6 protein-coding genes are annotated in these 13,064 nt (G+C 48.4%); all 6 read left to right on the top strand.

Annotation, left to right across the window (positions count from 1 at the left end):
• Positions 1-65 precede the first annotated feature (65 nt).
• Positions 66-3,188, top strand: a complete 3,123-nt coding sequence (locus tag D7D25_RS06980) for a SusC/RagA family TonB-linked outer membrane protein (RefSeq protein ID WP_370453841.1) — start codon at positions 66-68, stop codon at positions 3,186-3,188.
• A gap of 142 nt (positions 3,189-3,330) precedes the next feature.
• A complete protein-coding gene (locus tag D7D25_RS06975) occupies positions 3,331-5,262 on the top strand; it encodes a RagB/SusD family nutrient uptake outer membrane protein (protein ID WP_122968260.1) in 1,932 nt (643 codons plus the stop codon).
• Positions 5,263-5,293: 31 nt separating this feature from the next.
• Complete coding sequence (locus D7D25_RS06970) at positions 5,294-7,933, top strand: glycoside hydrolase family 3 C-terminal domain-containing protein (RefSeq protein WP_122968259.1); 2,640 nt, start codon at positions 5,294-5,296, stop codon at positions 7,931-7,933.
• A gap of 270 nt (positions 7,934-8,203) precedes the next feature.
• Positions 8,204-9,616, top strand: a complete 1,413-nt coding sequence (locus D7D25_RS06965; RefSeq protein WP_122968258.1) for an MFS transporter — start codon at positions 8,204-8,206, stop codon at positions 9,614-9,616.
• Positions 9,617-9,846: 230 nt separating this feature from the next.
• Positions 9,847-10,821, top strand: coding sequence for a glycoside hydrolase family 43 protein (locus D7D25_RS06960; protein ID WP_122968257.1), 975 nt, complete (start codon positions 9,847-9,849; stop codon positions 10,819-10,821).
• Between the two features lie 86 nt (positions 10,822-10,907).
• On the top strand, positions 10,908-12,947 hold the full coding sequence (locus D7D25_RS06955; RefSeq protein WP_122968256.1) for an alpha-glucuronidase: 2,040 nt from the start codon (positions 10,908-10,910) through the stop codon (positions 12,945-12,947).
• Positions 12,948-13,064 lie beyond the last annotated feature (117 nt).

Genomic DNA, 13,064 nt, shown 5'->3' with positions numbered 1-13,064 from the left:
CTAAAAAGGGGGATTAATCTGTACCGATCGAGAGTTATCCTGTTTGAAATGATTAATTTAAACAAATGAAAAATGAGATGAAAAAGCAAATTTTAAATCTATCTAGAGGGATTTTGCTGCTATGGGTATGGGCATTTTCCCAACACGCGTTTGCCCAGAACATTACCGTGAGGGGAACGGTTACTGATGTGAAAGGAGAATTGCTTATCGGCGTGACTGTGCAGGTACACGGCACCTCTATTGGCACGGTTACTGATGCCGATGGCAGTTTCATGTTGACTAATGTGCCCTCCAATGCCACTTTGGAGGTGTCTTACGTCGGGATGGCCCCCCAAACCATAGCGTTGGACGGAAGGACCTCCCTGCGTATTATCATGGAAGAGGATATGGCATTGTTGGAAGAAGTGGTGGTGGTCGGTTACGGAACGATGAGAAGAGAAGCGGTTACGGGATCGGTTTCTTCAATGCAGGGTGATGTGCTAAGGAACATACCCACAGGGAATTTGACGACTGCCTTACAGGGGCGCCTTCCCGGGGTACAAATGCAACAAAGCAGTTCCAAGCCCGGGGCTGATATGCAAATCCGTATACGGGGCACCCGTTCCCTGAATGCCGACAATGACCCGCTTATCGTGCTTGATGGAATACCTTTTGCCGGGACCCTTTCGGATATTAATCCAAATGACATTAAGAGTATCGATATCCTCAAAGATGCCTCTTCCACGGCAATCTATGGATCAAGGGGGGCTAACGGCGTGATAATGATCACCACATTTAAAGGTGTGTCCGGACAAAAGGCAAGGGTAAGCTATAATGCTTATTATGGTGTGAAATCACTCTATAACCGCTATCCGATGATGACGGGTGACGAGCTTTATCAACTACGGCATGATGCCGGTGTCTACCGGGAAAATGTGGAGGGCGGAGGATCCAGACCCTCTTTGGGAAGTGATGAGACAGAAGGGACGAATACCGATTGGCAGGAATTGATGTTCGAGCCGGGGATGGTGATGAGTCATGATGTGACTATCTCGGGTGGAACAGACAAGAGTAGTTATAGTTTTGGAGCAGGATACTATGAAGATAAATCGCTTTTGCCCGGGCAGGATTATAATCGTGTCAACCTTCGTGCAAACATAGACCAAAGCGTAGGTCGGTATTTTCGTTTCGGATTGACAACGAATAATAACTATAATGTGACAAACGGTCAGAACCTCGGGATGTACAGCACCTTATCCACCTCTCCTCTTATCGATCCGCTGAACTCTGACGGCACATTGAAACCGATAATCCATTCTGTGGCAGATGACACATGGACTTATACCCGCGAGAGGGTGCTTGCCCTTGGAGATAAATATGCCGATAATAAAAAAGGATACGGATCCTATAACTCACTATATGGAGAGGTGAAAATACCCGGTGTGGAGGGATTGAGTTACCGCATCAACCTGGGATTGAACCTGAGGGGGGTCAACAGGGGGCAATATCAGGGAGAAGGGATTTTCAGCTCCACTACTACCGCGGCGTCTACGGGCTCATTGGAGAAGTCGCTCACCTATCAGTGGGTGGCGGAGAATGTGGTAACTTATGATAAATACTTTGATAAGCATCATTTGAATTTTACCGGCTTGTATTCGGAAGAGGCAACCCATTATGATCGCTCACTGGTAAGAGCGCAGAATATCCCGTCGGATCATTTCCAATACTGGAATCTGGGGCAGGCCGCCAAAGATGATGTCACGGTCGATCCCGCGGACCAGTCATATGAGGAATGGGGGCTGAAATCGTGGATGGGACGCGTTATGTATGATTATGACAGTCGGTACATGCTCTCCCTGGCAATACGTTCCGACGGCTCTTCACGTCTTTCTCCCGGCTACAAATGGCATACTTATCCGGCCATTTCCGCAGGTTGGAACCTCGGTAAAGAAGAATTTATTGGAAATATAGGCTGGATAGACAACCTGAAACTCCGTCTTGGTTGGGGGCAAACATCCAATCAGGCAGTATCCCCTTATGCTACCTTGGGACGCCTCACCGTCCGTCCCTACAATTTCGGAACCACCACAACCATTGGGGCTTACGTGTCGGAAGTCCAGAATTCTTCGTTGGGTTGGGAGTTTTCAAGCACCTATAATATCGGATTGGAGTTTTCATTGCTGAATAACCGGCTACAAGGCTCTGCTGATTATTATATCGTCAATACCAACGATCTGCTGATGAAGGTGAACCTTCCTTCCACAACCGGTGTGCCAAGTTACTGGGCCAATGTGGGTAAGTCGCGGAATAAGGGATTTGAACTTGCATTAAGCGGGAACATCATCGAAAATAACAACGGTTGGTCGTGGGAGGCAGGCCTGAACTTTTACTTAAACAAGAATAAAATCGTGGAACTGGCATCAGGCCAGGACAGGGACGAAGGAAACGCCTGGTTTGTGGGTTACCCCATCAATTCCATCTATGACTATGAACGTGTCGGACTCTGGCAGGAGGGAGAGCCCCATCTAAGCTTGCTGGAACCCGGTGGAAACGCGGGTATGATCAAAGTCAAATATACGGGAGGTTATGATACCAACGGAGCCCCGCTGAGACAGATAGGAGCAGAAGACCGCCAGGTCATCAGTGCCGATCCCGACTGGTTGGGGGGATTCAATACACGGATGGCTTATAAAAACTTAGACTTGAGTCTGATCGGGACCTATCAGCATGGAGGCGTCCTTGTAAGTTCGCTTCATGCCGCAAATGGTTATTTGAATATGCTTTCCGGACGACGGGGAAATGTGAAAGTCGACTACTGGACTCCGGAAAATAGGGGTGCCAAGTATCCTAAACCGGGAGGAGCTACCAGCGGTGATAACCCGAAATATGGATCTACGTTGGGATATTTTGACGGATCTTATTTTAAAGTGGGGCAAATTACAATGGGTTATAACTTTCAACCGGATCAATCCTGGATGAAAAGAACGGGGATTGAGAGCGCACGGATCTATTGCGCGGTGCAAAACCTTTTTGTTCTCTTTTCTCCTTTCAATATTGAGACGGGATTGGATCCTGTAACCAATTCATATGGCGATGAGAACGCGGCTGTGACCGGTGACCTCCCATACAATGAAAGTACCATGCTCACAGTGGGTACCAACACACCACAGACCCGTAACTTTTTGATAGGTATAAATTTAACCTTCTGAGTATTTTAAAACTTTATCCAACATTGACAAAATATTGATATGAAACCGACCTGTTTACAATAATCATCAAACACCCCCAGGGAAATGATTATTTTGCACATCGAAGGTTCCATATACCGAAATAAAACAATAAAATGATCATATGAAAAAAATAATTTATGCAATAGTAGGAATAATCACAGCGGTATTATTGTCTGGGGGTTGTTCCAACGATATTCTGGATGAAAATCCCCGTTCCATCTATGAGCCGGGATTCTTCAAAACCGAACAAGGTTTGCGGATGGGGCTAACGTCATTGTACGCACATACACGTTATTTTCTGGGGCAGTATTATTATGCTGCCACGCAAAGCGGCACCGATGAATATACCTGGGCCCAAAGCGCGGACGGAAATTTCAAGGATGCCGATATGTCGGGAGTGGGTTCGTTAACTCCCCAAACCAGCCGGTCTGATGCCCTTTGGGGGGCGGTTTATTCAAATATCAATACTGCCAGTGGTATCATCGAAGAGGCAAGTCTGGTGGGGTTTTCGGAAGCGATGATCTCCGAGGCGCGCTTTTGGCGGGCATATGACTATTTTTTGCTTGTACAGACCTTTGGTGGTGTTCCTCTTGACTTAGGAAGCGGTGAGCTAAAATATAATATAACGCCTACGCGTGTTTCCGTCAGGAATACCGTTCCCGAGGTATATACAAAGGCTATTTTCCCCGATTTGAAGGCAGCGGTTGAACATCTTCCCGAAACAGGACGACTGACTGGTACAGTGACAAAAACAGCGGCCCGCTTGTTTCTTTCGAAAGCATACCTTACCTATGCATGGTGGCTCGAAAATCCCAATAATATTCCCACTTATCCTGAAACACCCAGAACTGATCCCGATGGACATGATGCGGCATGGTATTTCCAAGAGGCGTATGACGTAGCCTTGCAGGGCATTGAAAACCCCGGGCCATTTGGGTTATTGGACTATTATTATGATGTCAATCTGGGTAGCAACGATCGAAACAAGGAAATCGTTCTTTATTCCGATCACATTCAAGACGAGTATTATAATCAGGCCAGTCTCTCTTATTCCGGAGGTGGAGCACCGGAAAACTTCGCGGTTTGGTTTGTTACCTGTAACTATACAGATATTAAAAGTTCGGCAAACGGCACCGATTATAATATTTCTTCTGTCCAACGCGAAGCTGTGCAGTGGGGAGGCCGACCTTGGACCCGTATGGCGCCAACCATTGAAGCCTATACCCATACTTTTAGCGATAAGGAGAATGACAGCCGCTTCGATGGCACCTTTGCCACAGTGTATTATGGAAACTGGAAAAAAGGTGGAGTCGCTGATGAAACCCTATACAATGCAAACGGTCTTCCCGTAAACAATGGAGACCCTTTACTCACGTTTCTGGATGAAGAACCTGAAAATCCTGTAAGCTATCCTACAGGTGCCGGAGCAAGTAACATAGGCGCCGGAACTTTGCCTGGCAGAGCCGACTGGGTGATTGCCCCGAGCGGGATAAGCCGTATTGTTTATCCCGGTCTATGGAAACTGGGAACTTATCGGACTGATAACGGGGAGGGACTTGGACAGCCCAACGGGGCTATTACCCGTCCATGGAATATTGCGAAATTCTCCGAGTTTTACCTGATTGCTGCTGAAGCATCTGTTAAAGGAGCGACCGGTTCTGTCAGTGCCCGGGATTTGGTGAATGTGCTTCGTGAACGTGCCGGAAAATGGCGCTGGAAGAATAATGGCAATTACCAAAAAATTGAAGATAAGAGTCTCCAAATGGTTGCGGCAACTCCCGATGTGATTGATGTGGACTATATTCTGGAAGAACGTAGCCGGGAATATTTTGGAGAAGGGTATCGCTGGCACGATTTGGTTCGTACGCAGAAATGGGCGGAAGTGGCGGCCACCTACACCATTTGTGGTTCTTCGAAAGGAGATCATACCCCCGAAACTTTTACCCGTAAGATTGAGCCTTTTCACTATTTGCGCCCGATACCTCAAGGACAAATAGATGGTATGACAATGAGCCAGGAGGAAAAGAAGGCTTACCAAAATCCCGGATATTGATTGTGGATTTATATATCAAAAGAGATAGCCTATGAAGAAAATATTGCTTTTCAGTCTCTTGGCCGGATTTTCCCTTCCTGCCTTATTCGGTCAGGTGCGTTACCAGCACCTGTTCCAGGATCCCGACCTCCCCATTGAAGAGCGGATAGAGAACCTCCTCTCCTTGCTTGAACCCGAAGAAAAAATCGGGCTGATGATGATGAATTCCAAAGCCGTGCCCCGGCTTGGAATACCTGAGTACGACTGGTGGGGCGAGGCGTTGCACGGCGTGGCGCGAGCCGGACTGGCCACTGTATTCCCCCAGGCTATCGGTTTGGCTGCGACATGGAACGAGCCCGAACACCGGAAAACTTTCGCGATGATATCCGATGAAGCCCGTGCCAAATACAACCGGTTTGTTGGTGAAGGAAAACGCGGGCGTTATCAGGGACTTTCCTTCTGGACCCCTAATATCAATATCTTCCGTGACCCGCGGTGGGGACGGGGACAGGAGACCTATGGTGAAGACCCATACCTGACAGGCCGGCTGGGAATAGCTGCTGTGAAAGGATTACAGGGAGATCATCCGGTATATCGCAAGACCCATGCCTGCGCCAAGCATTTTGCGGTGCATAGCGGCCCCGAATGGAACAGGCATTCATACAATGCGCTGGTTTCCCGACGCGATTTATGGGAGACTTATCTTCCCGCATTTGAAGCCCTTATCCGTGAAGCCAATGTCCGTGAAGTGATGTGTGCTTATAATGCCTATGACGATCAACCCTGCTGCGGCAGTGATCTGCTGATGCTGGATATCCTGCGAAACAGGTGGGGATACGAGGGTATGGTAGTATCCGACTGCTGGGCCATCAACGATTTCTACATGGAAAATCATCATCAGACCCACCCGACGCCCGAGGCCGCCGCCGCCGACGCGGTGATCCATTCCACCGACCTGGAATGCGGTCCGGTATATGAGCATCTATCCACTGCCTTACAGCAAGGGCTGATTACCCAAGCACAGATTGATGCCTCCCTGCGCCGCGTGTTGCGCGGATGGTTTGAACTCGGTATGCTCGACCCGGCCGACAGGGTGCCGTGGAGCGATCTGCCCTATTCAGTCGTGGACTCCCCCAGCCACCGCGAACAGGCGGTGAAGGTAGCTCGCGAATCGATGGCGTTGCTCAAAAATAACAATGAGATATTACCCTTAAGCAAAAAGATAAAAAAGATAGCCGTTCTCGGTCCCAATGCCGCCGATAGTGTGATGCTGTGGGGCAATTACAACGGAGTGCCTTCCAGTACGGTTACTATTGTTGAGGGAATCCGCAGGAAACTTCCTGATGCAGAGATCATTTATGACAAAGGTTGTGACTGGGTGGATCCATGGACCAGGACATCCCTCTATGACAACTTAAAGAGCGCCCCTCAGGGGGAAAAAGGATTGAAAGTCAGCTTTTACAACAACCCCACTTTCAGTGGGGAAGCTGCGGCCACCCTAATCAATGCCACAGGCATCCATTACAGCACTCACGGCGGTATTGCTTTGGCGCCGGGGGTGGGGAGGGAAAATACGTCGACTTGTATTTCCGGCCTGTTTACCGCACCCTATACCGGAGAGGTGGTATTTTCGGCCCATGCCTCGGATGGTTACAGCTTGTTTGTCGACGGAAAAGAGGTGCTGTCGCGCCAGGGACGGGAAGCAACCGTCCCGGCCGAGTATGTGGCATATTTTGAAAAGGATAAGGACTACCCGATTACTCTCAGTCATATCCAGGAGGGAGGGAATGTAACTATCGGTTTTGATCTGTTCCGAAAAGAAAAAGCGGATTTCTCCAACCTGATGGGGAAATTAAATGATGTGGATGCCATCATTTACGTCGGAGGACTATCGCCGAGTCTCGAAGGGGAAGAGATGCCGGTCAATGCCGAAGGCTTTAAAGGCGGGGACAAAGTGTCGATCGACCTGCCCCGGATCCAACGGGAGTTTCTTGCTGAATTAAGGAAGACGGGTAAACCTGTCGTCTTTGTGCTGTGCACCGGTAGCGCCCTCGCGCTGGAACAGGACGAGCATAATTACGACGCCTTGCTTTGCGCCTGGTATGGCGGGCAGGCAGCCGGCACTGCCGTTGCCGATGTGCTGTTTGGCGACTATAATCCCGCGGGACGGCTGCCGGTCACCTTCTACAAGACCCTGGAACAGTTGGACAATGCCCTCTCCAGGCATAATGATCCGCAACGCCAGGGCTTTGAGAATTATGACATGGAAGGAAGAACCTACCGCTATATGAAGGAGGCGCCGTTATATGCGTTTGGGCACGGACTGAGTTACTCCACATTTACTTACGGAGAAGCCGCGATAAACTCGAAAGAAATCAAGAAAAACGAAGATATCACTGTAACTATCCCCGTAACAAATACCTCTGCCCGCGACGGAGACGAAGTGGTGCAGGTCTATGTCAGGCGGAATAACGATCCCGAGGCTCCCAACAAGTCGTTGAGGGCATTCCGGAGGATACATCTCAAAGCGGGTGAAACCCGAATGGTGGAATTAAAAATTACTCCCGGAGCTTTTACATTCTATGATGCCGATGTGGATGGATTAATCACAAAACCAGGACATTATACTATTTTGTATGGAGGCACATCCGATGAAATCAATCAAAAACAGATAGAAGTGAAGGTGCAATGACGGTATACTCCCCCGGCGCGATGAGAAGGTGACAACCGTTGAATAAGGGCAGTCAATGTAAGCCAAGCATGCTGTTGTGACTCATATCGGCATAATAGTATAAAATACAATATTTATTTATTTGATAATATATGTATTATAATATGTGTTTCATTTTTTATTTTATCAAAAATAATCTATTTTTGCAGTATTGAAATTCTGTTTGCGGAATTTTGCTTGATAATCTAATGGAGCACTGACGAAGAAGACTGAAAAAAACAATATACCAGCATGGAACCAGGAATACTTGAACAGGGCGACTTGAAAGGATTTTATAAACTATCATGGGTGCAACGGGTAGGCTTCGGATCAGGAGATCTGGCACAGAATCTTATTTATCAGACGGTATCGATGTACCTCCTGATTTTTTATACCAACGTCTTCGCACTACCGGCGGCCACTGCTGCTGTGATGTTCCTCATCGTACGCCTGATTGACGTCGTTTGGGATCCAATGGTAGGTGCTTTTGTGGATAAACGAAACCCTACAATGGGAAAATATCGTTCTTATCTCATATTGGGAGGAATTCCTCTTACCGGATTTGCCATTCTTTGTTTCTGGAACGGCTTTTCCGGTTCGCTGCCATATGCTTATATTACTTACATAGGCTTGTCGATGTGCTACACCCTGGTCAATGTTCCCTATGGAGCGTTGAATGCATCCCTTACCCGTGATACCGATGAGATAACCAAACTGACCTCAGTACGTATGTTTTTAGCAAATCTCGGAGGTTTGGCCGTGGCCTATGGTATTCCCGTGATTGTGAAAACTCTTTCGCCTGATGGAAAGATCAATTCAACGGAGTCGGGAAATGCCTGGTTTATCACCATGGCTATTTATGCCCTTGTCGGACTGGCGCTGTTGATTTTTTGCTATACCCAGACCGAAGAGCGGGTCGTCATGGATCAGAAGGATACGGCGCAGGTGAAAGTGTCCGACCTCTGGCGGGAATTTGTGCGTAACCGTCCCCTCCGGATACTGGCTTTTTTCTTTATTACCGCTTTTGCCATGATGGCTATCGGTAATTCTGCCGGATCGTATTATATGATTTACAACGTGCATGCTCCGGACATGTTGCCCTATTTTGCGGCATTGGGATCTATTCCCGCTTTTATTTTCTTGCCTATGGTTCCCGCCATCAAACGGGCTATTGGTAAAAAACAGATGTTTTATGTGTTTCTTTCAGTGGCTATTATGGGAATGGCGCTATTGTATATTATTTCGGTCGTGCCCGCCCTGAAAAACCAGGTTTGGTTAGTGCTCACCGCCCAGTTCGTGAAATCCACGGGTGTGATAGTCGCCACCGGATATATGTGGGCATTGGTTCCCGAAGTAATATCCTATGGCGAGCATGTCTCCGGAAGGAGGATATCGGGTATCGTGAACGCGCTTACCGGTATTTTTTTCAAGGCCGGCATGGCATTGGGTGGAGTGGTGCCCGGCTTTGTCCTGGCCTTTGTAAGGTTCGATGAGAAAAATCCCCTTTCACAAACCCCTTTCGTGGAACAGGGTATTTTGTGGCTTGTCGCCGTTATTCCGGCACTGTTGCTTATCCTGGCCATGTTTATCATTTCGAAATATGAGTTGGAGGATGAGGTGATCGATAAGATCAATAGGGAGATCGAAGCGAGACAGTTGAGTTGATGTGCCAATGTGTTGATTTATTCATGTGTAAATGAAAACCAACAGCGATAATCTGAGATTTCGCTATGGATGATAAACAGTCATGACATTTGATTGGATCATTGGATGATTTAGGGATTTGGAGATTTTTTTGTGAATAATATGATCATTTCATCTACAAATTGCCAAATCAATCAATTGGAAACAGTCCTGTGTCCTGGTTCTTGAATCCTGATTCTAAATTAAAAAGTATGAAACAAGCAAGGTATTTGGTGCCGGATGATTATATGGCCGATCCGTCGGTTCACCTCTTTAACGGCCGGATTTATATCTATCCCTCCCATGATTGGGAAAGCGGTATTCCTGAGAACGACAACGGGGATCATTTCAATATGAGGGATTACCGCGTATTTTCTCTGGATGATGTGGAAAAAGGAGAAGTCACCGATCACGGTGTCGTGCTCAGTACCGAAGACATTCCCTGGGCTGGCCGGCAGTTATGGGATTGTGACGTAGCTTTTCGGAACGGAAAGTATTATATGTATTTCCCTCTGAAGGATAAAAATGATATCTTCCGTATCGGCGTGGCCGTCAGTGATAAACCCGAAGGGCCGTTCATTCCGCGGGAAAATCCCATCAAAGGGAGTTACAGCATTGATCCCTGCCTCTGGCACGACGAAGATGGGGAGTATTATATGTATTTCGGCGGGCTCTGGGGAGGACAACTGCAACGATACCGCAACAACAAAGCGTTGGAATGCGCGGATTTGCCCGAAGGGGATGCGCCGGCACTTTGTCCCAAAGTGGTAAGGCTGACGGAAGATATGCTTGAATTTGCCGGAGAGCCGCGTGACCTGCTCATTCTCGATGAAAAGGGGAAACCGCTCACGGCCGGCGATACCCAACGCCGTTTTTTCGAAGCATCGTGGATGCATCAATACAACGGGAAATATTATTTTTCCTATTCGACCGGCGACACGCATCTGATTTGTTATGCCCTTGGCGACAACCCTTACGGCCCGTTCACCTACCAGGGGGTGATCCTTACGCCTGTCGCGGGCTGGACTACCCATCACTCTATTATTGAATTCAAAGGGAAATGGTATCTGTTCCATCACGATTGTGTCCCTTCGGGCGGCAAAACATGGTTGCGGAGCCTGAAAGTGGTGGAACTGGAATACAACCCGGATGGAACGATCAGGACGATTCAGGGAACTGCTTCTTAAAGTGGAAAAGTGGAAAGGTGGGGAAGTTCAGCATCTTGAATTTTGAATCTGAAATCTTGAAATCCGGAATTTATTGAGGTGGAATAATGAATAGAACCGTATTATATATAGTATTCTGGTGGTGTGTTTCCGCGGGATGCCTGAAAGCGGAGGATGGAAGCCGTTTATGGTTTCGTGCCGAAATGACCGCCCAGGCCCAGGTGAAAGCCAACAGGGAAAGTCCGGCCATAAGCGTTGCGGTTGAGGAACTGGAAAAGCGATGGAAAGGTGGAGCGGTACACCTTTCCTTACACCAAAATAAAAAGTTGCGAAACCTGGGAAAGGAGGGCTATGTCATTTCCGGCGAGAAGCAAACGGGAATCCATATTCAATCGGCCTCCGACCTGGGATTACTCTACGGAGCCTACCATTTGTTGCGTTTACAGGATACGCAAAACGACAACGGCGCGCTGCAGGTGGAAGAATCCCCCGCATATGATTTGCGCCTGCTGAACCACTGGGATAACCTCGACGGCACGGTAGAACGCGGGTATGCCGGATATTCCATCTGGAAATGGGATGAACTACCCGAAAAAATATCTCCGCGATACAAGGAATATGCGCGGGCCAACGCTTCGATCGGCATCAACGGAACGGTGCTGAACAACGTGAATGCCTCTCCCGGTATATTGACAGGAAATTACCTGCGCAAAGTGAAAGTAATAGCGGATATTCTGCGTCCTTACGGTATAAAGGTCTATTTATCGGTCAACTTTTCATCTCCGCAGATATTGGGCGGGCTTTCCGGGTCTGATCCGCTGGATACCGGGGTGCGACGATGGTGGCGAGATAAGATCGGGGAGATATACCGTTTGATCCCCGATTTCGGGGGGGTTCTGGTGAAAGCCAATTCCGAAGGGCAACCCGGTCCCCAGGATTACGACCGTACACATGCCGATGGAGCCAATATGCTGGCGGATGCGCTGAAACCCTATGGGGGTATTGTGATGTGGCGCGCATTCGTTTATCATCCTGGCGACGAGGATCGCGCTAAACAGGCGTATCAGGAATTTATACCCTTGGATGGGAAATTTCGAGACAATGTGATCCTGCAAGTAAAGAACGGGCCGATAGATTTTCAGCCGCGGGAACCGTTCAGTCCGCTATTCGGCGGAATGAAGAATACAGCCCTGATGCCTGAATTGCAGATTACCCAGGAATATCTCGGCTTCTCCAACCATCTGGTATTTTTGGCGCCCCAGTGGAAAGAGTTCTTTGAAAGTGATACCTATTGCAATGGGAAAGGCGCGACTGTTGCCAAGACAACCGACGGCACTATTTTCCCCCATCCCGTAAGTGCCATTGCGGGCGTGGCAAATATCGGAGAGGATATTAACTGGTGTGGGCACCATTTTGCGCAGGCAAACTGGTATGCCTTCGGCCGGCTGGCATGGAATTGCGAGTTAACGGCAGACGAGATCGCCGAAGAGTGGCTGCGCATGGCGTTTACCCGCGACCAGGCCTTCGTCACTCCCGTGAAAGAGATGATGCTCCACTCATGGGACGCCGCCGTCAATTATATGATGCCGTTGGGATTGCACCATATCTTTGCATGGGATCACCACTATGGACCCGAACCGTGGTGCGATATTCCCGGCGCGCGTCCGGACTGGTTGCCCCGGTATTACCATAACGCCGGTGAAAAGGGGATCGGATTCGACCGCACGACCGGGGGCAGCGATGCCGTTTCGCAGTATCATGCTCCGTTAAAGGAATATTTTAACGATATCGCAACCTGCCCCGAAGATCTTCTCCTTTGGTTCCATCATCTGCCCTGGGACCATCCGATGAAGAACGGCCGTACTCTATGGGACGAGCTTTGTTATCGATACGATACCGGTGTGCGACAGGTGCGCGAATTCCAGAAAATATGGGACAGGATGGAGAGGTACATCGACGGAGAACGTTTCCGTCATGTGCAGTCGCGGTTGAAAATACAGTCGCGTGATGCTGTCTGGTGGAAAGATGCTTGCCTTCTGTATTTCCAGACCTATTCCGGAAAGCCGATTCCTTATGATATCGAACGACCCGTGCATGAATTGGATGACCTGAAAAAGGTAAAACTGGATTTGAAACATCATCACTGAGACCTGACAAAACATAGATGCGCCGAAATCACACTTGAAGATCAAAAAAACAAAATATGGAAAATTTATTCAGCATAAACGGAAGAGTGGTCGTTATCACAGGAGGTACAGGCAACC

It is taken from the genome of Proteiniphilum sp. X52 (assembly GCF_003712195.1).
Lineage (GTDB): Bacteria > Bacteroidota > Bacteroidia > Bacteroidales > Dysgonomonadaceae > Proteiniphilum.
Note: the sequence above shows the minus strand (reverse complement) of the source record. Positions and strands in the feature narration are given on the sequence as shown.